The following is a 22,924-nucleotide window of genomic DNA, read 5'->3' as shown; positions in this document are numbered from 1 at the left end:
CCGAGTCGCCTCAGCCGGAGCGCTGGGCAACGGCCGGGGGAGTGGTGCCCGTGGCGCCGGTGGAGAAGACCGCGGCCTCCTTGGCGGTGGCAGCAATGCCGTTCGTTCCGTTGAAGAGGCGCCGGCCCCAACTGGTGAGCTGGTTGGGGTCGAAGCCGGTGACCAGGTCCAGGTATTGCACATCGCTGCTGTTGCCGCTCCAGGACCAGCCCAGGTAGCCGATGCGCAGTCGCTGCGCGGCAGCCAGGATGGCGTCCTCGTCGGGGTTGCCGTCCGAGTGGTTGTGGCCGAACTCGCCTACCACGATGGGGAGTTTCGCGGCCACGAAACGGTTCAGGTAGTCGTCGACCTTCGCGGCCGTGTTGAAGACGCCGTACATGTGGACCGAGAACACCGTGTTGCGGTCCGGGTCGGCGGCGAACACCGACGCGGCGTTGTCGCGCATCGTGAACGCCCAGTCCTGACCCCAGTTGGGCGCGTCCACCATCAGCGTGTGGCTGAACCCGGCGCTCCGCAGCTTCTGGACGGCGGCCTTCGTGTCGGCGGTCCACCGTGTGTAGTTGCTGTTTCCGTACGGCTCGTTGCCGATGTTGACGATGACGTACTTCTCCTGGCCGGCCAGGGCACTCTTCACGCTGATCCAGTAGTCGGCGGCGCGGGACAGGGTGATCGCACCGCTCTGGTCGCCGTAGCCCGTGGTGTCGTGCACTTCCAGGACGCAGATGAGCCGGTTCTGCTTGCACTGGGTGATGACGTTGGCCACGTCGGCGGCGGTGTTGCGAGTCCAGCGGTCACCGCCGGCGAGGACGACTCGGACGGTGTTGGCGCCCTTGGCCTTGATGTGGGAAAGGGAGCTGATCCGGTTCGGGTACCAGGTGTGGGCGTGGTTGACGCCCCGCAGCACGAAGTCGTTGCCGGACGCTTCCAGCAGCCTGCCGTTCTGGACGCGGAAGCCACTGGGCGCGGCCTGGGCCGGGGCGGCGAGACCGAGCAGGGGGACGAGGAGACCCAGGAGAGTCGCCAGGACGGCGGCCATTCGTGGGGCGGTTCGGGTGCGGACTCTCATGGTGGCGGCTCCGAGAGGGGGAGGGGTGTGCTGAGGAGGGGTGGGTCGTGTCATGCGGCTGACTGGAGCGGCTCGTGCCGTGAGGAGGCGGCCCCAACAGCGGCCGGGCAGGCGGCCATAGGTGTCCGGGCCGCTCGCCACCCCGTTCACAGGAGAGCGGCGAGGGCGGGATACCAGCGGGCGGCGATCTTCGTGTTGCCGGAGGCGGAGGGGTGTACCCCGTCGTAGGTATCACCCGAGGTGTTGAAGCCCGTCCACTGGTCGACCACAGTCACCGGAGAGCGGCTTGTACCGGTCGCCCGGGCCCAGCCGGGGATCCGCGCATTCAGGTCGACCACTCGACCGGCACAGCCGGTGCAGCCGGAGGGGTTCATCGGAATGATCTGTGCGACCAGGATCTTCATGTTCGGGTTGGACGCCCGCATCTGTGTGACCAGCTTGGTGTAGGCGGCGAGGATGCGGTCGGGCGCGATGCTGCTCCAGACGTCATTCGTGCCGAAGTGCATGACAACGATGTCGGGACGGGTGGCCGAGAGGCGGGCAGGGAGCAGGTTCTGGTTCGCCACGTTGGTCACGAGCTCACCGCCGTGGCCTTCGTTGTCGCCGTCGAACGACTGGGGGCAGCCCTGCTCCTTGAGGGTGCCGACGAAGTCGATGTTCGCGTGCCCGCCGCTGCGCAGGCGGTTCCACAGCACCGCCCGCCAGCAGCCGGGGGAGCCGGTGATCGAGTCACCCAGCGGCATGATGCGTACGGGGGCCGCTGCGGGAGCGGCGGCGACCGTGGGTGCGAGGGTCCCGCCGAGGGCGAGCAGAAGCAGAGTCAGGAGAATCCGGAACAACGGTAAGTGCGGGGTGCTGCGCATGTCGGTTCCTTCCTGTTCGAGCATGGAGCGCCATGAGGCCGACGGCGTACTGGGTGACATGGGGCGGCGGGGTGATACGTCTGCCGGTCAGTACGACGGCGATGATGCGGCCGACCAATTCGCTTGCGACAACCGGATCGCTCTCCGCGCTGATGGCACGATGCCGAGGCGTGAGTCGGTCATGAAGGTCTCCGATGCGTGGGGGGTGCCGAGTGAACCGTTGACTCTCAGGATCGCTCGGACGTGCATGGGAACGCTCCCACGGAGATTAGGAAGGCGCCAGGACGTCGTCAAGGAGTCTGTCGAAACCCGACGTCAGGCATGCCGCTGAATGCCGGGTCCGCACATACTTCGAAAACCGCGTGATGCGTCGACTATTGAACGATCTCCAGCAGTAATGCGAGATCTGTGGGACTTACCGGCACTCGTATTGAATGCGGTCACGCACTTCAAGGGATTCGTCAGCTCTCGACGGTGTCGAAGCGTCGCACGTCGAAAGCGGCGATCGGGTGGGCCGTGGAGCCCTCGACGGCCAGGTCGGCGATGATCTCGCCGATGACGGGAACGAACTTGAAGCCGTGCCCGGAGAAGCCGCAGGCGATGGTGACCTGGGGATGCTGCGGATGGGTGGACAGCACGAAGTGCTCGTCGGGGGTGAGCGTGTACGTGCAGGCGGCACCCGTCAGGAATCGTCCGTCGGCCAGCGCGGGGATCCGCGGACGCAGATACGCGCGCATCGCTTCCACCTCCTCCGGATGGATCTCCCGGTCGAGCTCGTCCGGGTCGGCGCGGGAGCCCACGGTGTGGAAGGCGACCTTGGCGCCGCCGTCCGGGCCGTCGAGCGCGGGGAAGCCGTAGATGTCGGTGCCGTCGCGGTCCTCCCAGACGTAGACCGGATGCCGGTCCGCAGTGAAGGGCGCGGTGCCGCCCCGGGGAGCGAACCAGTACATGACGCGCCGCTCCACGTGCACCGGAACGTCGATGCCCCGCAGGAGCCGGGACGCCCACGCGCCCGGGGCGATGACCAGTCGGTCCGCCACATACGTCCCCTTCGCCGTGGTGACCCGGACGTTGCCGGGGGCGTCGATCCGCCAGCTGCGGACGGGCTCCTCGAAGCGCAGGTCGGCGCCGCGCCGTGCGGCCAGGTCGAGGTGGGCCGAGACGGTGAGTTCGGGCCGGGCCACGCCGGCCTCGCGCTCGTAGAAGGCCACCTCGTCGTCGGCGGGGGTGAACGTGGGGAAGCGGCGGCGGAGCTCGGCCCTGTCGAGCATCTCGTGGGCCAGTCCCCAGTCCCGGGCGCTGCGAACGCTTCCGGCGACCATCGGGCTGTCCTGCGGTCCGATGACCAGCCCTCCGGTGGTCGTGAACACCTCCTGGCGGCAGTCCGCAGAAAGTTGGTGCCACAACTCGCGGGAGCGCAACAGCAGGGGTACGTAGCCGGAGCCCTCGGCGTAGCTCTGCCGGTAGATGCGCGAGGCGCCGTGGCTGGCCCCCAGAGCGTGGGCGGGGCGGAATTGTTCCAGCCCGAGGACCCGCTTGCCTCGCCCGGCCAGGTGGTACGCAGCGGCGCTGCCCATGCCACCGAGTCCGATCACGATGACGTCGTAGGGGGCTGCCATCGTCGACTCCTCGGAATGTCACTTCGACCTCGTTCAACGATAGGACGTGTCGAGGATCCCGATCATTGCTGCCGGGACGACCGAACTCGAATCGGAGCCTGGGTTTGTGCCGTTTGACGGACCGAATGAGCCCGTCGCGGTCAGCCGGCGGGGGAGGAGGCGGGCAGGTCCTGGTCGGCGGCCCAGGAGGCCAGGATGCGCAGGCGTTCGTGGGTGGGGGAGCCGGGCTCGGCGGTCCAGACGGTCAGATTCTGGTCGGGGTCCGTGTTGGCGGTGAGGGTGTCCCAGTCCAGGACGAGTTCGCCGACGACGGGATGGTTGAGGGTCTTCGTGCCCACGGTGCGGGCGGCGACATGGTGATCGCCCCACCAGCGGGCGAACTGCTTGTCGCGCAGGGACAGTTCACCGACCAGTTCGATCAGGCGGGGGTCCTCGGGATACTTCGCCGCCTCCATGCGCAGTTGGGCGACGGCGATGTGCGCGGAGGTCTCCCAGTCGGCGTACAGGTTGCGCATCGCGGGAGTGGTGAAGATGATCCGCGGATAGTTGCGGTGTTTTTCCGGGATGCGGGAGAAGTCGGTGACCAGGGCGGCGGCCAGGGCGTTCCAGGCGAGGATGTCCCCGCGCCGTCCCTGCACGATGGCCGGGGTGGCGGTGAGGTCGTCCAGGACCCGCTGCAACTGCGGCTGGACCTTCTGGCGGCCGCGGCGCCGGGTGCGGTTGGTGGTCTTGCCGGCGAGCTGGAAGAGGTAACCGCGCTCGTCGTCGTCCAGGTGGAGCACCCGGGCGAGGATATCCAGCACGGGCGCCGACGCCTGCATACGGCCCTGCTCCAGGCGGGTGTAGTAGTCGGTGCTGATGCTGGCGAGCTGGGCGACCTCCTCGCGGCGCAGCCCCTCCACCCGGCGGGGCTTGCCCGTCTCGGGCAGGCCGACCGTGCGGGGGCTCAGCTCGGAGCGGCGCTTCTTGAGGAATTCTCCCAGCTCATTGAGGGGAACGTTGGCGGTCATGCTTCCCAGGATGGCATCGATCGCACCTGGACAAGGGGGGAGAATTTCCTCCCAGGATGTTTCCCTCCCGGGATATTTCTCTCCGCTTTTCGCGCCTGCCCCCGCGTGTGAGGCTCGATCATGAGCAGTCGCGTTCCTCACGACGGCTGCGGCTCACCGATCCCCGCACCGAAGGAAGACCCCATGCGCGGAGCAGTCATTCACGCCCCCGGCGATGTGCGCTTCGAGACCCTGGACGACCCGAAGATCCTCACGCCGACCGACGCCGTCATCCGTACGGCCGCCACCTGTGTGTGCGGCTCGGACCTGTGGCCCTATCGCGGCGCGGAACCGATCGGCGACCCGCACCCGATGGGGCACGAGTACGTCGGCATCGTCGAGGAGGTCGGCAGCGAGGTCACCAACGTCAGGCCGGGCCAGTTCGTCGTCGGTTCCTTCGCCACCTCGGACAACACCTGCGTGAACTGCCGGGGCGGCTGGCAGTCCTCCTGTCTGAACCGCGAGTTCATGAGCACCGCACAGGCCGACCACGTGCGCATCCCCAACGCCCACGGCACCCTCGTCGCCACCGACGAGCTCCCGGACGCGGAGCTGGTTCCTAGCCTGCTCGCCGTCTCGGACGTGATGGGCACCGGCTGGTACGCCGCCCTCGCCGCCGAGGTGAAGCCCGGCTCGACGGCCGTGGTGGTCGGCGACGGAGCGGTCGGCCTGTGCGGTGTCATCGCCGCCAAGGAACTCGGTGCGGAGCGGATCATCGCCATGTCCCGGCACCAGTCCCGGCAGAAGCTCGCCCGCGAGTTCGGCGCCACCGACATCATCAGTGAGCGCGGCGACGAAGGCATCACCCGCGTCAAGGACCTCACCGGCGGCATCGGCGCCGACTCCGTGTTGGAGTGCGTCGGCACCGCCGAGTCCATGCGGCAGGCCCTGCACTCCACGCGCCCCGGCGGCAACGTCGGCTTCGTCGGAGTCCCCCACGAGGTCTCGATCGACGGCCAGGAGCTGTTCTTCTCCCAGGTCGGCCTGCGGGGCGGCCCGGCCCCCGTGCGCCGATACCTGCCCGACCTGATCGACCTCGTCCTGACCGGCCGGATCAACCCGGGCAAGGTCTTCGACCTCACCCTGCCCCTGGACCAGGTCGCCGAAGGCTACAAGGCCATGGACGAGCGCCGCGCCATCAAGACCCTGCTCAAGCCCTGAGCGCAGACGCGTCCGCACCCGGGGCCGCACCGGCGCGGTGCGGCCCAAGGACCGGCAACCACCCCCGCTCGCACAAGGACTGACATGACGACCTTCGCCCTCATCGGTGCCGGACCCGGCCTAGGGCTCGCCACCGCCCGGCGCTTCGGGGCCGCCGGCCACACCGTCGCCCTCATCGCCCGCGACGAGCAGAAGCTGGACGGTCTGACGGCCGACCTCGCCCGCGACGACGTCCAGGCGCGCGGCTACCCGGCCGATGTCCTCGACATCGAGTCCCTGACCGCGGCCCTGTACGCGGCCGCGGCCGACCTGGGCACCGTCGAGATCCTCCAGTACAGCCCCGTGCCCCGCGCCGACTTCATGAAGCCCGTCCTCGACACGAGCGCCGACGACCTGGACGCCCCGCTCGCCTTCTCCGTCAAGGGCCCCGTCACCGCGGTGAACGCCGTCCTGCCCGGCATGCGCGAACTCGGCCGCGGCACGCTGCTGTTCGTCAACGGCTCCAGCGCCGTACGCCCCAATCCGAAGGTCGCCGGAACCTCGATCGCCTTCGCCGCCGAGAGCGCCTACGCCCGCATGCTGCACGACACGCTCGCCCCGGAGAACATCCACGCCGCCCAGCTGATCATCCCCGGAGCGATCCGGCCCGACGCCGAGCACAGCAGCCCCGACGTGCTGGCCGAGCGCCTGTACGACCTCCACGCCGAGCGGGACGGCTTCCGCCATTACGCCGAGCCCCTGCCCGACTGACCCGGACGACACCATGAACTCGGCCACCCTCCGCGCCGTCGCCCGTGCCGCCACGGCCATCACTGTGCTGCTGGTCGCGGCGGCCTGCGGCGACACCTCACCGGCCGCCCCGCACAAGACATCCTCCGCGTCCTCCGCCCGACAGCACACACCGACGGCCGAGGCACGCACCACCCCGTCCGACAGGAACACCGCCATGGACATCCGGGTCACCCTCGACGGCCGCCCCGTCGACGCCGCCCTGAACGACAGCCCGGCCGCCGGTGACTTCGCCGAACTGCTCCCGCTCTCCCTGGATCTGGAGGACTTCCACCAGACGGAGCGGATCGCCGACCTGCCGCGCAGACTGACCACCTCGGGCGCACCCGAGCCGCGCGCGCCGAAGGCCGGCGACCTGACCTACTACGCGCCCTGGGGCAACCTGGCCCTCTTCTACCGCGACGGCGACTCCGCCAACCCCGACCTGCTCATCCTCGGCCACATCGACGCCGACGCCGACCGGCTTGCCGGGGCCGGCCGGATCACCATCGAAGCCGCGCCCTGACCCGCCTCGCCGTTCGCCCCCGCATGAAGGGGGGGAGGAGATCCTCCCCTTTTCGCCCGGTTCGCTGCATGGGACCGTCGAAGACGTGGCCGCGCCGTCCGTCCCTACGGCTTCAGCCGCCACCACGATCCCCCGATGTCCACGCAAGGAGAGACCACACGTATGCCTTCCGCGTCCGGGACCACCCCCGGCAAGCTCCCCTTCGTCGTCTGGGTGCTCGCCGCCGGCACGTTCCTGATGGGGACCACCGAGTTCGTCGTCGCCGGTCTGCTGCCGGAGCTGGCCGATGGCCTCGGAGTCAGCGTCTCCCACGCCGGCCTGCTGATCACCGCCTTCGCCATCGGCATGATCGTCGGAGCGCCGACCATGGCCATGGCGACCCTGCGCCTTCCCCAGCGCCGGACGCTGATCCTCGCCCTGGCCGTGTTCTGCCTCGGGCATCTGGTCGCCGCCCTCAGCACCTCCTTCACGATCGTCCTCGCCGCCCGCGTCGTCACCGCCCTGGCCACCGGAGCGTTCTGGTCCGTGGGCTTCGTCGTCGCCACCACCGCCGCGGGACCGCACAACGCCACCCGCGCCACGGGCGTCATGATCGGCGGCCTGACCCTGGCCAACGTCGTCGGCGTGCCGATCGGTTCCTTCGCCGGCCAGTTCACCGGCTGGCGCGGCCCCTTCTGGGCCCTGGCCGTCCTTTCCGGGCTCGCCGCCGTCTTCATCGGCCGTTTCATCCCGGCCCGGGAGCAGCGCGTCGAGGTGTCCCTGCGGGCCGAGGTCCGGGCCCTGCGCCAGGGCCGGCTGTGGCTGGCGCTGGGCGCCGCGATGCTCATCATGGGCGGGGTCCTGGCGACGTACACCTACGTCACGCCGCTGCTGACCGACCGCGCGGGCATCCCGGCAGGCGCCGTACCGCTCGTCCTGATCGCGTTCGGCGTCGGCGCCCTGGGCGGCACCACCACGGGCGGCCGCCTGGGTGACCGGCGTCCGATGTCCACCACCATCACGGCCGCCGCGGCCACCGCCCTGGTCCTGTTCCTGATGATCCCGCTGTCCGGCAACCCTGTCACGGCCACGCTTCTCGTCTTCCTCATGGGCCTGACCGGCTTCACGGTCAACCCGGTGGTCACCGCGCTGGCCATGCGCTTCGCGGGCGATGCGCCCACTCTCACCTCGGCGTTGACCACGTCCGCCTTCAACACCGGTATCGCCGCCGGTTCGCTGATCGCCGGTACGGCCCTGGACTCCTCCCTCGGTCTGACCGGGCCGCCCCTGGTCGGCACCGTCATCGCCGCCCTCACCCTGCTGCCGCTGATCGCCCTCGCCGTCCACGGCTCGTCCGGCAAGGGCCGGATCGTGGCCCGCAGCAGCGTGTCCACGCAGGCGCGACGCGACGAGGCCGCGCAGGTGCCGTCGCAGCGCTGACTCGTGCCCGGATCCGCGCACCGCCCACCGTCGTGCCCCACATTCCCCACCTGAAGGGACAACAGCAGTGAATCCCACGTACGACTTCACCGGCCAGGCCGCTCTCGTCACCGGGGCCGGTGCCGGCATGGGCCTGGCGACCGCCCGCGCGTTCGCCGAGTCCGGAGCCGCCGTCGCGCTCACCGACATCGACGAAGCGGCCCTGAACGCCGCCGCGAAGGACCTCACCGGCGCCGGCCACCGGGTCCTCGCCCTCACCTGTGACGTCAGTGACGAGGACCAGGTCGCCGCCGCGGTCGACCGCACGGTGGAGACCTTCGGCCGCCTGGACATGGCCTACAACAACGCCGGAATCCAGATCCCGCCCAGCGACGCCGCCGACGAACCCGCCGAACGGTTCGACCGCGTCAACGCCATCAACCTCCGCGGCGTGTGGGCGTGCATGAAGCACGAGCTGCGGCACATGCGTGCGCAGGGCAGTGGCGCCATCGTCAACTGCTCCTCCCTCGGCGGCCTGGTCGGCCTTCCGGGACGGGCCTCCTACCATGCCTCCAAACACGGCGTCATCGGCCTGACGAGCAGCGCGGCCCTCGAATACGCCCCGCGCGGTATCCGCGTCAACGCCGTCTGCCCGGGCACGATCGACACCCCGATGGTCAGTGACATGATCGACAAGGGGGAGCTCGACCGCGCGGAGGCCGAGGCCAACCAGCCCATCAACCGGCTCGGCACCGCCGAGGAGATCGCCCAGGCGGTCCTGTGGCTGTGCAGCCCCGGAGCGGGTTTCGTCGTGGGCGTCGCCCTCCCCGTGGACGGTGGCTACGTCGCCCGCTGACAACAGCCCACGCATCAAGGAGAGTTGAGAGACATCATGGAATTCATCAAGGCGCAGCCCAGCAGCAAGGCCCCGGCGGACTGGTTCACCGGCGATGTGTGGTGGGACGTCATCGTGGCCGGCCAGGAGCCGTCCCGGATGCGTGCCAACCTGGTCCGCTTCTCGCCGGGCGCCCGCACCAACTGGCACTCCCACGCCGTGGGCCAGACCCTGCACGTCGTTTCCGGCATCGCCCTGATCGGCACCCGGGACGGCACCGTCTTCGAGGCCCGCCCCGGCGAGACCGTCGCGTGTCCGCCGAACGAGGAGCACTGGCACGGCGCCGCCCCCGACCGGTTCATGGAGCACATCGCTCTGTGGGAGGGCACGGCGGACGGCACTCCCGAGACCACGTGGGCCGAGCCGGTCAACGACCAGCAGTACAACGGCCGCCGCACCCGCGACCAGTAGCTCCCGGCCGGCCCGTCCCACCCGCATCCGGGCCCCGCTCACGACGTCACGACATCACGGCTTCCCGGACACGGCCGCCTGCCCTGCCCCGCGCGCAAATGCCCCCGATGACGTCGGCCAGTCGCCTCCGACGGAGCCTGAAGGGGGGAGGAAAGTCTCCCTGCCACGAGCGTTGCCGGTGGTGCAAGACTCCCCAGGTGCCCAGTAGCCGCTGCCCGAGCACGCGGTTGCCGGCCTTCCGGCGGTGACGACGATCCACTCGCGCGTCCCGCTGATGTGTACGGCCGATCCGTCCGCGATCCGAAGGCGTACGTATGTCAACTGAACTCCCCGAGTCCGCCGTTCCACCCCCCACCGGAGCCGGCGAGACCTCCCCGGCGCCCACGCGGCGCACCTTCCTCGCCACGAGTACCGCGGTCGGCGGCGCCGTCGTCGCGGGGAGCGTCGTAGGAGGGACCTCCCTCATCGGCACGGAAGAGGCGGCAGCCGCCGAGCGGCCGTCGTCCAGCCGTGTGTCCCTGACGGTGAACGGCATGCGTCGGACGGTGACGGTCGACAACCGCACCTCGCTGCTGGACCTGCTCCGGGAGCACCTCGACCTGACCGGGTCCAAGAAGGGCTGCAACGCGGGTGCCTGCGGGGCATGCACAGTTTTGGTCGACGGGCAGCGGGTCAACTCCTGTCTGACGCTGGCGGTGCGGTTGGAGGGTGCCGAGGTCACCACGATCGAGGGACTGGCCGAGGGGGATCAACTGCACCCGCTGCAGCAGGCGTTCATCGACGAGGACGCCTTCCAGTGCGGCTACTGCACCCCGGGCCAGATCGTCTCCGGGGTGGGTTGCATCCAGGAGGGGCACACCAACTCGCCGGAGGAGATCCGGGAGTGGATGAGCGGCAACATCTGCCGCTGCGGCTGTTACGTCAAGATCGTGCGCGCGGTCGAGCACACCGCGAGCCGGAAGTAAGGAGCCGCCGACATGCATCCCTTCTCCTTCACGAAAGCCGCCAACACCCGTGAGGCCCTCAACGCCGGGCGCGCAGGCGGCCGTTACATCGCCGGCGGCACCACCCTGGTCGACCTGATGCGCGAGACCGTCGAGCGCCCCGACAGCCTGGTCGACATCAGCGGCCTGCCCATGCGCGAGGTCACGGCGACCGAGCGCGGGGGTCTGCGCATCGGCGCCCTGGTGACCATGTACGAGGTTGCCGCCCACCCCAAGGTGCGTGTCCTGTATCCCGTCGTCTCCGAGGCGCTGGAACTGAGCGCCTCGGCCCAGCTGCGGAACATGGCGACCATCGGCGGCAACATCATGCAGCGCACCCGGTGCACGTACTTCCGGGACGTGACCGCCGACTGCAACAAACGCGAGCCCGGCTCCGGTTGCGCCGCGCTGCACGGCTACAACCGCACGCACGCCATCCTCGGCACCTCCGACGCCTGCGTGGCCACCCACCCGTCGGATGCCGCCGTGGCCTTCGCCGCGCTGGAGGCGACGGTGCACCTGCTGGGCCCGGACGGAGCACGACAAGTCCCCTTCGCTGCCTTCCTGTTGCGGCCCGACAGCACCCCGCAACGCGAACAGGCCCTGCGCAAGGGCGAGTTGATCACGGCGGTGGAGATCCCCGCTCTTCCGCGCCCGCTCATGTCCGGCTATCTGAAGGTGCGGGACCGGCAGTCGTACGAGTTCGCCCTGACGTCGGCGGCCGTCGCGCTGCACATCCGCGGCGGGGTCATCCGTGAGGCCAGAGTCGCTGCCGGGGGAGTGGGCACCGTGCCCTGGAAACTGCCTGCCGTCGAACAGCACCTCGTCGGGGAACGCCCCTCGGGGGCCCTGTGGTCGGCCGCTGCCGCGAAGGCGGCGGACGGCGCCCGTCCCCTCCAGCACAACCGCTTCAAGGTCGAGCTGCTCAAGCGCACCGTCGAACGCCAGCTGCGCGTCGTAGGAGGTACCGAGTGAGCCCCCAGCCGCAGGCAGCCGTGGGTGCGCCGCTGTCCCGGGTCGACGGCCGGCTCAAGGTCACCGGACAGGCGTTGTACGCCGCCGAACACGACGTCGACGGAGTCGTGCACGCCGTCATCGTCGACGCGGCCATCGGCCGCGGCCGCATCACGTCGATCGACACCGGCGCCACCGAGGCCCTTCCGGGCGTACTGAAGGTGATCCACCACCGCACCGCGCCGAAGCTGCCCTACCGCGACAACTCGGGGTCGAACAATCCGCCCGGCAGGCGACTCCGCGTCTTCCAGGACGACGTTGTCCGCTTCCACGGCCAGCCGGTGGCCGTCGTGGTGGCCACCACCCTGGAGGCCGCACAGCACGGTGCGAGCCTGGTCGAGGTCGGCTACGACGCCGAACAGCCCTCGACCGACCTGACCGGGGCCGAGCCGGACGAGCCGACCCGATACGCACGCGGCGACGCCGAAGCGGCCCTGCGCTCGGCCGCCGTACGACTGGACCTGACCTACCGCACGGCGCGCAACCACCACAACCCGATGGAGCCGCACGCCACCATCGCCCGCTGGAACGGCGACAAGCTCACCGTCTGGGACAAGACCCAGTGGGTGGTGGGCACGCAGACCGAACTCGCGGCGGTGTTCGGACTGGAGACGGACGCGGTGCGCGTCATCTCGCCGTTCGTGGGCGGCGGTTTCGGTACGGCGCTGCGCTGCTGGCCGCACGTGGTCGTCGCCGCGCTGGCCGCCCGCGAGGCGAAGCGCCCGGTCAAGCTCGTTTTGAGCCGCAAGCAGATGTACCTCGGAACCGGGTTCCGCCCCTCGTACCAGTACCGCCTCCGCCTCGGCAGTGACCGGCGGGGCCGACTGTCCGCCGCGGCCCACGAGTTGGACGCGGAGACGTCGTCGTACGAGACGTTCACCGAGTCCGTCCTTGCGGCCGGCCAGATGCTCTACAGCATGCCGAACGTGAGCCAGGCGTACCGGACGGTGCCGCTGGATCTGCCCACGCCGCTGTACATGCGCGGGCCCGGCTTCCAGACGGCCTCCTTCGTCATCGAGTCGGCCATGGACGAACTCGCCCACAAACTCGGCGTCGACCCGATCGAGCTGCGCCGGCGCAACGAACCGAACGAGGACGAGTCGTCGGGCCTGCCGTTCTCCACCCGCCGACTGCGCGAGTGCTACACGGTCGGCGCGCGCGAGTTCGGCTGGCACCGCCGCGACCCCGAGCCCCGCTCGACACGTGAGGGCGACTGGCTGATCGGCAGGGGCATGGCGGCCGGCGTCTACGACACCGCCCGCATGCCGGCCCAGGCCCGGGCCCGCCTCGACGCCGACGGCACCGCGCTGGTCGAGGCCGCCGCCACCGACATGGGCCCGGGCACCTACACCTCCCAGACTCAGGTCGCCGCCGACGCCCTCGGGCTGACCGTGCGCACGGTCACCTTCCGGCTGGGGGACTCCCGCTACCCGCCGACCCCACCGCACGGTGGCTCGATGACCATGGCCAGCGTCGGCTCCGCCACCCTCGACGCCTGCAACAAGGTCCGCCGTCAGGCGATCCAACTGGCCGTCCAGGACCGCGAGTCACCGTTGTACGGGGTGGACGCCGGCGATGTCGTGGTGCGGGGCGGCCGACTGCACGTGAAGAACGACCCCACGCGAGGGGAGACGTACCGGCGGCTGCTGGCCCGGAACCACCGCACCCACCTGGAAGCGGACGGCTCCTTCGCACCCCCGTCGGGCCCGGAACGGCACTCCTTCTACGGCTACAACGCGACCTTCGCCGAGGTGGCCGTGGACGCGACCCTGGGCCTGGTGCGGGTGCGGCGCGTGCTCGGTGTGTACGACGCGGGCCGCATCATCAGCCCGAAGCTCGCCGACAGCCAGGCCCTCGGCGGCATGGTCGGCGGCATCGGCACGGCCCTGCTGGAGCACACGCTCACCGACCACCGCGACGGCCGGATCGTCAACGCCAACCTCGCCGACTACCTCGTCCCCGTCAACGCCGACATCCCCGACCTCAAGGCGATCTACCTGGACGGCGAGGACCGCGAGGCCGACCCGCTCGGCGTCAAGGGCCTCGGAGAGCTCGTGATGATCGGAGTGGCGCCCGCCATCGCCAACGCGGTCTTCAACGCCACCGGCCGCCGCGTCCGTGAACTGCCCATCACTGCCGAGGCGTTGATCTGACCGAGCGCTCTTGCTCCCCCTCGGGGGAGTACCCACCGCTTGTCCGGCAGCCTGCCTCTCCCCGTCCGGCAGCCTGCCTCTCCCCGTCCGGCTGCCGGACTCTCCAGGGCCGTCGCCGCGACGTCTGCCCGCGTCGCGGCGACGGCCTGCCTACCGTGGCGTGAGTGGTGCCGCACCCGATCGACTGCTCTGCGGCCGCTCAAGGCTGAAGCTGAGGCTGAGCCTGCGGCCGCTCGGAGCGAGTGGCACGCATCAGCGCGAGTGCGGTCAGCGGTACGAGGGTGAGGGGGCCGCCACCGTGCCGACCAGCGGCGGCCCGGCTTGCCCCAGGGGCGAGCTCAAGGTGATGCCCGCCGTCCAGGAGCCGACGGCGATGCCCACGTTGGGCGCCGAGCCGCTGAGGCCGGAGACGAGGGTGGGCGCGGAACCGGCGAAGCGCAGGGCCGGCGCGCCGAGCACCGGGGTCGCGGCGAAGCCGGTCATCCCCATCAGGGTCACCAGGACGACGGCCGCCACGGGGATCGGGGAGAGGAAGGTCAACAACAGCAGCACCAGCGTGGTCGTGGCGCCGGCCGTGAGGAGGGTGGCGAGGGGGCGACGGTCACCCAGGGGCTCCGCGCGGGATGTGGGCCCGTTCGGTGAGCAGGGGCGAGACGTAGGTGTACGTCGCCAGGAGACCGCCCATCAGCAGCGTCATGGAACTCAGCGTCAGCCAGACCCGAACATCCCGCGGTGCGGCGAACTCGGCCCGGACTGAAGGGGCTTCGCGTCGCTCGTCGGCAGGGATGTACCGGCCGACGACGGCTGCCGCGCCGGCCGACAGCGCGGCCAGCACCCAGAACGGCCCGCGCCGGCCCGAGAGTTGTCCCAGCAACGCGCCCAGCGGTACGCCGACCACGGTGGCCACGGTCAGTCCCCCCAGGAGCATGCCCAGGGCCCGGGACGTCGCTGCCGGCCCTGCCGCGGTCGTGGCCACGACCGCGGCGACGGACCAGAAGGTCCCGGTGGCCAGTGCGGTCACCACGCGGGCGGCGAGCACGAGAGTGAAGGACGAGCTGAGCGCGGAGACCAGGTGGCCCAGAGCGAACACGACGAGCGCGAGGATCAGCGTGGAGCGCCGGGGCAGGTGCAGCGTCGCGACAGCCATCGCCGGTGCGCCGACGATCATGCCCGCCGCGAACGCCGTAATGAGGAAACCGGCCTGAGACAGGGAGACATTCAGATCGTCGGCGATTTCGGGCAGCAGGCCCGCAATGACGAATTCGGTGGTGCCCATGAGAAAGGTTCCGGCCAGGGCGGCGTGCGACCACGGCGGGGTGGGGTCGGGACGCCGTAAAGCATCGCACCGCGCGGGCATTCTGTGAGGGGGAGAAAACTCTCCCTGCGTCTGTCGTTCCGGCGCAACCGATGCCCCCGTGCAGGAATTACCAACGCGTGATCCATCAGCGAGAAACATTCGATTCCCGACCCTCACAGGCGGGCCCGGACACGAAAAGAGGAGAAATGCATCCGGGAAGAAAATCATCCGAGGAGGAAACTCTCGACCGCGGTGCCCTTGTGAAAGCGCATGCGTCAGCCGAAGAGGGCAACCACTCCATTGACCCAGATCGCGAGGAACGCAAGGGCCCCCACCAGGCAGCCGACGCCCGCCAGCACGCCGCCGGCCGTCCACGGCTCGGAGGGCGTCTCCTCGTACATCTCCCGCAGGCCGTCCCGGTAGGAGGCGGAGTCGTCCCAGTCGACGGGGTGCCCCAGCTCCTCGGCGCAGGCGGTCCGCACGGCGACCAGCTGCCGCTCCGCGAAGGAGGTGGCGGCCATGGCCTCGGGTCCGTGCCAGGCGAGGGCCTTCATCTGCCGCGCAGGAGACTCGTGCCGCGCCTCGAAGGCGACGGTCTCGTCGGCGTGGCGGTCCTCTTCGAGGTACATCCAGCGTCCGGCCTCGGCGGCATCGCCGTAGAGCCGGTACACCTCGGCCAGACGCCGACGGAGCGTCAGGTCGTACGGGAAGGATGAGACGAGACCGCGCAAACGCTGGCGCGCGACGGGAACCCGCCCGGCAGCCAGGTCTGCATCGACTCGGGCAAGGGTCTCTCTCAGTGACATGAACACATGATCGGGCGCCGCACTGATCCACGTCGACCTGGTTTGTCGCTCGTCGCTCAGACAGGCCCGCCCCGCCGGAGCGGTCAGGAGTCGAGGAGTTTGCGCTTCTGGTCCTCGAACTCGGCTTCGGTGAGGACGCCCCGTGTCTTGAGCTCGTCGAGCTGCTTCAGCTGTTCGATCTTGCTGCTCATGTCGGGGGTCTGCTGAGCCGCGGGCGACTCGGCAGGGGATGCCGGTTGCGGCGCGGGCTGCTGTGCCGCCCATCGCCCCTGCTGGCGGCGGGATACGCGGTTCGATACGGCGGTGGCGGTTCCGGCGACGACGGCCGTGCGGGCAACCCCTCGGAGGAGTCCAGGCATGGTGATCTCCCTTCTCGTTTCCCCCTGCCCTCGCTCTCAGGGCGCGGTTTCCGCCGCGTCCAGGGCGGCCAGGACCGCGGGCACCGGGATCCTCCCGGAGGCGACCAGTTCGGCGCCGCCGCGTCGCAGGGCGGCGGCGAACGGCGCGGCCCAGAGGTTCTCGTAGATCAGGACGCCGGCGGAGTTGCCGGGTTCCAGGGCGGCGGCTGCTTCCACGAGGTCGTCCTGGCCCAGCAGGCCGGAGGACGCTCCCTCGAAGACGGCGAGGTCGAGTTCGCCGTCGCCGGTGAGATCGCCGATCTCCAGGCCGGTCACGGATCCGTCGGCGTCCTTCCTGATGAACGTCAGGTCGAGGATCCGGATGAGGCCGCGGTCCACCAGGTCGACCAGGAGGGGGAAGCCCTCGCCGGTCATTCGGTTGCCGGGGAACTCGACGACCAGATAGTCGATCGGTCCCATCGCGCCGGATGTGTCGACTTCGTCGAATGTGTCGCTCACGGCGTCACCTTCTGGGCTTGTGGCTGTCTTCCCCTTGCCATTGCATCACCCGACCGCGGCGATCGCACCTCGTGCGGGGCTCACCCGTCGGGCGCACACGAGTCGCGTGTGCTGCAGCGTACGGATCTTCTTGTGTCCATGAGCAATGAAGGCGACGAGCAGCTCTCGGCCCGGGAACGCATCGAACTCGATGAACTGCGGCACCGGGTCGGCGCCCTGGAGAGTGCCGCTCGCCCGCAGACCGCGCGGCATCACTGGCTCCGGTCCACAGGCTCGGTCCTGCTGATCCTCTTGGCGGCGCTGCTGTCGCTGCTGTCCGTCATCGCGGTCTGGGCGAACAGCATCGTGCGGGACACGGACCGCTACGTCGCCACGGTGGGACCGCTGGCGTCGGATCCGGATGTGCAGAAGGCCGTCACCAACCGGGTCACCGACGTGGTGCTGGCGCAGATCGACGTGGACGTGCTGGTCAAACAGTTGCAGGACGCCGTGTCGGAGAAGGGTGTGCCGCCGAAGGCGGCCCAGCTGGTCGGCAATCTGGACGGACCGATCGCGAGCGGCCTGAAGCAGCTGGTCAGCGGCACCGTGGAGCGGGTGGTCAGCAGCAGCGCCTTCGAGAAGGTCTGGGTGGACGCCAACCGCAGGGTGCACTCGTCGGTCGACAAGGCCCTGACGGGCGAGGGCGGCGGCGCGGTCTCGCTGAAGAACGACGAGGTGGCCATCGACGTGGCACCGATCGTGGACCAGGTCAAGGAGCGGTTGGTCGGCGCCGGCCTCGGAATCGCCGCGAAGATCCCGGACGTCCACACGGACTTCGTGGTGGTCCAGTCGAAGGACATCGGCAAGATCAAGACCTATATGAGGATCCTGGAGATCATGGGCAGCTGGCTGCCCCTCATCGCCCTGCTGGTGGCCGCGGCGGGGGTGTACACCGCGTTCAACCGTCGGCACGCGCTGATCGGGGCCGGGTTGGCGGTGTTCCTGGCCATGCTGGTCCTCGGGATCACCCTCACCGTCTTCCGGGACATCTACCTCGACCATCTGCCCTCCGGAGCGTCCCCGGCCGCCGCCGGAGCGGTGTACGACGCGCTGATCAGGTTCCTGCGCGCCGGTGTACGGGCCCTCGGCGCCGTCGCCCTCATCGTCGCCGTAGGCGCCTTCCTCAGCGGCCCGTCCCGGATCGCCGTCCTGGTCCGCAACGGCTGCCGCAGGAGCATCGGCGCCCTGCGTGACGTGGCGGTCTCCGAAGGACTCCGACTCGGGGCGGTCGGGCGGTTCGTGCACCGCTTCAAGCGCTGGATCGGGGTCGCGATCCTGGTGGTCGCCGCGATCGTCCTGTTCACCTGGACCTACCCGACCACGATGGTCGTGGTGTGGACCACGGTCATCGTGCTGGTGGGCCTCGCGATCCGTGAATTTCTGGACGGCGGTTCCGGATCACCCGCCGAACCGGCGGCCGGCGGGGCCGCTCGCTGACGCGTGGCCGGGCGGGGAGTCCGTACTGCCTGTGCGGCCCGCTCCCGCGGTGAACTCCCGGCTGCCGGCCTTGCCCGAGCGCTGCCCACCACACCATGCAGACCCGGGCACTCCACGCCAACCTCCCCCGGCAACGCCAACGCCCGCTGCCCGGGTGTCTTGGCAGCCGAACGTAGGGAACGCCCTCGTCTCCGCAGTGAGAGGGCATCCGCTGGGGCGGACGCCCCTCGCCAGGCGGGCCTCACAATGACGCGGCGAACCTGTGCAGTCAGAGCACTAGCCGCCGATCGCGGACATGGGCCGGTCCGGCTGGACGAAGGTCGGGTCGTCCAGGCCCGCGCCGGCCTTCTTGCCCCACATCGCCTCGCGCCAGATCCGAGCGATCTCCTCGTCCCCGGCGTCGGAGCGCAGAGCCAGCAGATCCGGCTTCGCCAGCCACTGCAGGCCCTCCTCGGGCATGCAGTAGGTGCACCGCAGATTGCACCGGTCGGTCAGCGAGACCCGCAGGTCGGTGGACTGCCGGCCATAGGTGTCGATCAGCATGTTCCTGAGGCCGGTCCTGATATTCCCGACGCCGTTCCTGCCCCGTGCCCCGCTGTCTCCGGCACCGCATCGGAAGCACGGTGGATCGGGCCGCTGACCCGGGCCAGAGGCAAGCCGCTCGCCCGGCCGGCGTGGGCGATGATCTCGGCGGTGATCGAGATGGCCGTCTCCTCGGGGGTACAGGCACCGAGGTCGAGGCCGATCGGAGACCGCAGCCCGGCCAACTGCTCCTGGGTGACGCCGACTTCGCGCAGCCGGAGAAGTCGCTCCTCGTGGGTGCGCCGGGAGCCCATCGCGCCGACGTAGCCGACGGGCAGGTCGAGTGCCCGCCGCAGCAGCGGGATGTCGAACTTGGCGTCGTGGGTGAGCACACAGACGGCGGTACGGGCGTCCACGGCCGTTCGTGCCAGGTAGCGGTGGGGCCAGTCGACGACGACCTCGTCGGCATGCGGGAAGCGTGCCTCGGTGGCGAAGACGGGGCGGGCGTCGCACACGGTGACGTGGTAGCCCAGGAACCGGCCCGCCCGGGCCAGGGCGGCGGCGAAGCCGACGGCGCCGAAGATCAGCATGCGGGGGCGGGTGGCGGCCGCGTGGACGAGGACGGAGAGCCTCTCGGGGCAGGTGTCGGCGTCTCCACCGACCGCGTGGAGTGCGGTGCGCCCGGTGCGCAGTTGGGAGGTGGCCAGGTCCGCCACCACCCGCCCGATCGCCCCGTCGCCGAGCGCGCTGTCGGCGATCCAACTGTCGCCGAGGACACCCAAAGTGGCCCCGACCAAGTCCACTGGCCCGGCCACGACTTGGGCGACGGCGGCGGACCGGCCCTCGACCGCCTCGGCGAACGCCGCGCCGAGATGCGCCTGGGCTGCCGGGTCGCTGCGCTGGACGAGCACGTCGAGTTCGCCACCGCAGGTCAGTCCGACGGAGAAGGCGTCGTCGTCGGAGTACCCGAACCGGGCACGCTGTGGAGGCCTTGCTCCTGGAGCAGCTGTCGGCACAGTTCGTACACCGCGCCTTCGACGCACCCGCCGGAGACGCCGCCGACGGCGTTGCCGTCCTCGTCCACAGCCACCGACGTACCGATGGGCAGGGGTGCGCTGCCCGTGACGTCGACGATGGTCGCCAGGGCGAAGGGGCGTTCCTCGCGGCACCAGCGGTGCGGTGTGTCCGCGATGTTCAGCATGGTGGGCTCCAGACCAGACGGTCGTTGTCGCAGAAGGTGAGCGGGCCGCCGCCGTACGGGGGTTCGGCTGCCGAACCGGTCCGTGGGGGCGGAGGTGTCAGAGCAACGCCTCGGCAATGATGGGCAGTTGGCGGATCCGGCGGCCGGTGGCAGTCGTGCACACCAGCGGAAGGCCAGGCACGAGATCGACGCCACCGCGGGAGACTGGGTGACCGTTCGCCTCGACAGGGCGGCTGATCACGCGACGAGTCTTGCACCACGGGAGTCACACATGGCAGGGAGAGTTTTGTCCCCCTGCTTCTCCTTGGCCGTCCCTTGGTTTCTTTGCCCGCAAGTGAGAGCTACGTGAAGGAGGCTGATCGGGTCGGGTGGGGGAGGGTAGGGGTCATTAAGTCCGCGAGTGCGGTGATCGAAGGGAGACGCCCCGTGCGAGGAGGCACGCAGATTCACGACGACGTCAGCGGCGACGCCGGCAGGCAGGACCTGACGACTGTCCGAGCGCCTGGCAGGGTTACCGGGCTGGAGGCCGCTGCACGCACCGCACCGGTGCCTGTGCCCGGCGGCCGGGCCCGAACGGGGCGGGCCCCGGGGGCGGTGCACTCATGAGCCGCATCCTGGTGACCGGTTCCGCGGACGGTCTCGGACGTGCCGCCGCGGACACGCTGCTGTCCGAAGGCCACGACGTCGTCGTACACGCCCGCAATCAGGAACGTGCTGGGGGCCTGGCAGCGCTGGTGGAGCGCGGGGCGCACCTCGTGACGGGGGACTTCACGGAGCGGGATGCCGTTCGGCGCATCGCCGCCGAGCTGAACGACGTCGGCCCGTTGGGCGCGGTCATCCACAACGCCGGCGTGTGGAGCGGGCCGGCGGTCATGCCGGTCAACATCATCGCCCCGTACGTGCTCACGGCCCTGCTGCGCGGACCGCGACGGCTCGTCTACTTGAGCAGCGACTCGCACTTCGGTGGACAACCCCGGCTGGACGGAGTCGACTGGCGTGGCGAGAGCGCGGGCTCGTACTCCGACAGCAAGCTGTACGTCACGGCGCTCGCTGCCGCAGTGGCCCGGCTGCGTCCCGGTGTGCTCAGCAACGCGGTCGATCCCGGCTGGGTGCCGACCAAGATGGGCGGTCCCGGCGCACCGGACGACCTGGAGCTCGGGCATCGCACACAGGAGTGGCTCGCCTCCAGCGATGACCCCCAGGCCCTGACCACCGGCGGGTACTGGTACCACGGCGAGCGAATGCAGCCGCACCGGGCAGTGCACGACGAAGCGTTCCAGGACCGCCTCCTGCAAACGCTGGCCGAAGAGACGGGCCTCGAACTCTGAGGGCCGACCACGACCGCGCATCCTGGCCGGCCGCCACCCACGTCGCGGCAGCTGCCGCGAGGGGCTCGTCACCGTGCTCTTGGCCCCGGGCCGATGACGCGCGCCTCGGGCCGAGCGGCACCGGGTGGGGGGCGGGTTTCCGGCCGCCCGGACAACCGCGCCGACAAGGGCACGTCAGAGTGGCAGGCCGGTGAGCCCGTTGGACGACTTCCTCACCGAGCCCCTCGACCTGCTGCGTAAGAAGCCCGGTGGCCAACGGCTCCTACGACGACGTCCTCGCCATGCTCAGCAGTTGACCGACCTGTAGTGACCGACGTGGAACCACTCCCCGAGGGCACCTTGCTGCGCGCGCCTCGGCGCCGGCCGTCGGGCGTCTTCGCGGGGTGCGGGAGGAGGGCGTAGCCATGGATCGGTGGTCTCTGGATAGCCGGGCGGGATGCGGCGAGGATGGGGCCATGGACAAGAAGGAACTGGCCGAATTCCTGCGCCGTCGGCGTGAGACGTTGCGGCCCCGTGACGTCGGCCTGGTCGAGGGGCCGCGCAGGCGTACCCAGGGCCTGCGTCGCGAGGAGGTCGCCCAGCTCGCCGGTATGTCCACCGACTACTACGCCCGGCTGGAGCAGCAGCGTGCTCCGCAGCCCTCCGTGCAGATCACCGCGGCTCTCGCCCGGGCGCTGCGGCTGACCCTGGACGAACGCGACCATCTCTTCGCCCTCATCGGTCACAACGCCCCGGCCCGCTTCCGCCGCTCCGAACACGTCAGCCCGACCCTGATGCGGGTCCTGGACAGCCTGGACGACACTCCGGCCCTGGTGACGACCGACCTGGTGGACACGCTCGCGATGAACTCCTTGGCCGTCGCGCTGCTCGGCGACCAGACCCGTCACACCGGGCTGGCCAGTAGCGGCTACTACCGCTGGTTCATGGACCCGGCCGAGCGTCTTGTGTACCCCGAGGAGACCCACGAAAGTCACGGCCGTGCCCAGGCAGCACGCCTGCGGGCCGCGCTGACAGCCGGCAGCGACACTCCCCGAGCCGCCCGGATCCTCGCCGAACTCCAGGAACACAGCCCCGAGTTCGTCCGCATGTGGGAACTCCAGGAGGTCGCCCGCTACGGCGACTGCAAGACCCTCCTGCATCCCGAACTCGGCCGCATCGACGTCGACGCCCAGCTCCTCTACACCGAGAACCGTGCCCAGACCCTGGTCGTGCTGACCACCCGCCCCGGCACGGAGAGCCACAGCAAACTCGAACTGCTCTCCGTCATAGGGCACCAGCAGCTCACCCCCTGAGGTCCCGGCCGCTGGGTCTCGTGGCCGGGTCGCCCATTTGACCGGATGCTACCTCCGCTTTACTGTTGAAGACATGCGGAGGCTGCATCCGTTTCGATGCGCCGCAGAGTGACGGCAGGCAGGAGGGCGTATGAGCGCCGGTGCACAGCGCGAACGCAGCCCCGCGCGGACGTGCAGCACAACCGTGCGGGAGGCGATGCTCGCGGCGGTGCCGCAAACCCGCTTCGAGGAACTCGTGG

At 70.2% G+C, this 22,924-nt stretch carries 21 protein-coding genes and 2 pseudogenes; 12 read left to right on the top strand and 11 right to left on the bottom strand.

Translation table 11 applies throughout. The features are described from left to right. Positions 1-10 precede the first annotated feature (10 nt). The 4 genes and pseudogenes from ACGFWE_RS01345 to ACGFWE_RS01330 all read right to left on the bottom strand — a co-directional run bounded on the left by ACGFWE_RS01345 (position 11) and on the right by ACGFWE_RS01330 (position 4,558). Positions 11-1,036, bottom strand: coding sequence for a glycoside hydrolase family 5 protein (locus ACGFWE_RS01345; RefSeq protein ID WP_393597014.1), 1,026 nt, complete (start codon positions 1,034-1,036; stop codon positions 11-13). A gap of 179 nt (positions 1,037-1,215) precedes the next feature. Next, positions 1,216-1,929 (bottom strand): annotated as a pseudogene (locus ACGFWE_RS01340) (SGNH/GDSL hydrolase family protein); the annotation flags it as partial. 461 nt (positions 1,930-2,390) lie between these two features. Next, positions 2,391-3,548 (bottom strand): N-methyl-L-tryptophan oxidase, encoded by a 1,158-nt coding sequence (solA, locus tag ACGFWE_RS01335; protein ID WP_393597013.1) that lies wholly within the window; start codon positions 3,546-3,548, stop codon positions 2,391-2,393. 140 nt (positions 3,549-3,688) lie between these two features. Next, positions 3,689-4,558 carry a helix-turn-helix domain-containing protein gene (locus ACGFWE_RS01330; RefSeq protein ID WP_393597011.1) on the bottom strand — a complete coding sequence of 290 codons (870 nt, stop codon included), beginning with the start codon at positions 4,556-4,558 and terminating at the stop codon, positions 3,689-3,691. A gap of 183 nt (positions 4,559-4,741) precedes the next feature. On the opposite strand from ACGFWE_RS01330, the gene ACGFWE_RS01325 reads away from it, so the two are divergent. From ACGFWE_RS01325 to ACGFWE_RS01285, 9 genes are all read left to right on the top strand, one after another. Then, positions 4,742-5,758 carry a zinc-dependent alcohol dehydrogenase family protein gene (locus ACGFWE_RS01325; protein WP_393597009.1) on the top strand — a complete coding sequence of 339 codons (1,017 nt, stop codon included), beginning with the start codon at positions 4,742-4,744 and terminating at the stop codon, positions 5,756-5,758. Between the two features lie 84 nt (positions 5,759-5,842). Next, a complete protein-coding gene (locus ACGFWE_RS01320; protein ID WP_393597007.1) occupies positions 5,843-6,508 on the top strand; it encodes an SDR family NAD(P)-dependent oxidoreductase in 666 nt (221 codons plus the stop codon). A gap of 13 nt (positions 6,509-6,521) precedes the next feature. Continuing rightward, entirely contained in the window at positions 6,522-7,052 is a 531-nt protein-coding gene (locus ACGFWE_RS01315) for a cyclophilin-like fold protein (protein WP_352385341.1), read from the top strand. Positions 7,053-7,214: 162 nt separating this feature from the next. Beyond that, on the top strand, positions 7,215-8,471 hold the full coding sequence (locus ACGFWE_RS01310) for an MFS transporter (RefSeq protein WP_393597004.1): 1,257 nt from the start codon (positions 7,215-7,217) through the stop codon (positions 8,469-8,471). Between the two features lie 67 nt (positions 8,472-8,538). Continuing rightward, positions 8,539-9,306: an SDR family NAD(P)-dependent oxidoreductase gene (locus tag ACGFWE_RS01305; protein WP_393597002.1), complete on the top strand. Its 768-nt coding sequence runs from the start codon at positions 8,539-8,541 to the stop codon at positions 9,304-9,306. Positions 9,307-9,342: 36 nt separating this feature from the next. Continuing rightward, positions 9,343-9,756 carry a cupin domain-containing protein gene (locus ACGFWE_RS01300; RefSeq protein WP_393597000.1) on the top strand — a complete coding sequence of 138 codons (414 nt, stop codon included), beginning with the start codon at positions 9,343-9,345 and terminating at the stop codon, positions 9,754-9,756. Positions 9,757-10,070: 314 nt separating this feature from the next. After that, entirely contained in the window at positions 10,071-10,721 is a 651-nt protein-coding gene (locus ACGFWE_RS01295) for a 2Fe-2S iron-sulfur cluster-binding protein (RefSeq protein ID WP_393596998.1), read from the top strand. Positions 10,722-10,733: 12 nt separating this feature from the next. After that, the gene (locus ACGFWE_RS01290) at positions 10,734-11,714 is read left to right on the top strand and encodes an FAD binding domain-containing protein (RefSeq protein ID WP_393596996.1); all 981 of its coding nucleotides are present in this window, start codon (positions 10,734-10,736) and stop codon (positions 11,712-11,714) included. Then, positions 11,711-13,906, top strand: coding sequence for a xanthine dehydrogenase family protein molybdopterin-binding subunit (locus tag ACGFWE_RS01285; protein WP_352385353.1), 2,196 nt, complete (start codon positions 11,711-11,713; stop codon positions 13,904-13,906). Before ACGFWE_RS01290 ends, ACGFWE_RS01285 begins: the two co-directional genes overlap by 4 nt. Before the next feature lie 267 nt (positions 13,907-14,173). Here the strand turns inward: ACGFWE_RS01285 and ACGFWE_RS01280 are convergent, their stop codons facing one another. The 5 genes from ACGFWE_RS01280 to ACGFWE_RS01260 form a co-directional block, all read right to left on the bottom strand. After that, complete coding sequence (locus ACGFWE_RS01280) at positions 14,174-14,458, bottom strand: hypothetical protein (RefSeq protein WP_393596994.1); 285 nt, start codon at positions 14,456-14,458, stop codon at positions 14,174-14,176. 49 nt (positions 14,459-14,507) lie between these two features. Continuing rightward, complete coding sequence (locus ACGFWE_RS01275; RefSeq protein WP_393596992.1) at positions 14,508-15,263, bottom strand: MFS transporter; 756 nt, start codon at positions 15,261-15,263, stop codon at positions 14,508-14,510. A gap of 215 nt (positions 15,264-15,478) precedes the next feature. Next, positions 15,479-16,009 carry a DUF6584 family protein gene (locus ACGFWE_RS01270; protein ID WP_393596990.1) on the bottom strand — a complete coding sequence of 177 codons (531 nt, stop codon included), beginning with the start codon at positions 16,007-16,009 and terminating at the stop codon, positions 15,479-15,481. A gap of 83 nt (positions 16,010-16,092) precedes the next feature. After that, positions 16,093-16,368: an SHOCT domain-containing protein gene (locus ACGFWE_RS01265; RefSeq protein WP_393596988.1), complete on the bottom strand. Its 276-nt coding sequence runs from the start codon at positions 16,366-16,368 to the stop codon at positions 16,093-16,095. A 36-nt stretch (positions 16,369-16,404) separates the two neighbouring features. Beyond that, entirely contained in the window at positions 16,405-16,827 is a 423-nt protein-coding gene (locus ACGFWE_RS01260; RefSeq protein ID WP_069764702.1) for a DUF6325 family protein, read from the bottom strand. Positions 16,828-17,004: 177 nt separating this feature from the next. On the opposite strand from ACGFWE_RS01260, the gene ACGFWE_RS01255 reads away from it, so the two are divergent. Next, complete coding sequence (locus ACGFWE_RS01255; protein ID WP_393596986.1) at positions 17,005-18,342, top strand: hypothetical protein; 1,338 nt, start codon at positions 17,005-17,007, stop codon at positions 18,340-18,342. Positions 18,343-18,618: 276 nt separating this feature from the next. On the opposite strand, the gene ACGFWE_RS01250 is transcribed toward ACGFWE_RS01255, so the two are convergent. Beyond that, on the bottom strand, positions 18,619-18,885 hold the full coding sequence (locus ACGFWE_RS01250) for a hypothetical protein (protein ID WP_393598982.1): 267 nt from the start codon (positions 18,883-18,885) through the stop codon (positions 18,619-18,621). Continuing rightward, a pseudogene (locus tag ACGFWE_RS01245) lies at positions 18,879-20,065 on the bottom strand (XdhC family protein). The gene ACGFWE_RS01250 and the pseudogene ACGFWE_RS01245 overlap by 7 nt, the downstream one beginning before the upstream one ends. Before the next feature lie 602 nt (positions 20,066-20,667). Here ACGFWE_RS01245 and ACGFWE_RS01240 point away from each other — a divergent pair. Both ACGFWE_RS01240 and ACGFWE_RS01235 read left to right on the top strand, forming a co-directional pair. Continuing rightward, positions 20,668-21,393 (top strand): SDR family NAD(P)-dependent oxidoreductase, encoded by a 726-nt coding sequence (locus tag ACGFWE_RS01240; protein WP_393596984.1) that lies wholly within the window; start codon positions 20,668-20,670, stop codon positions 21,391-21,393. Between the two features lie 455 nt (positions 21,394-21,848). Next, positions 21,849-22,685: a helix-turn-helix transcriptional regulator gene (locus tag ACGFWE_RS01235; protein WP_393596982.1), complete on the top strand. Its 837-nt coding sequence runs from the start codon at positions 21,849-21,851 to the stop codon at positions 22,683-22,685. The last annotated feature ends 239 nt before the right edge of the window (positions 22,686-22,924 follow it).

This window comes from Streptomyces sp. NPDC048523 (assembly GCF_043199815.1).
GTDB lineage: Bacteria > Actinomycetota > Actinomycetes > Streptomycetales > Streptomycetaceae > Streptomyces.
This window is presented reverse-complemented; position numbering and strand designations above follow the sequence as displayed.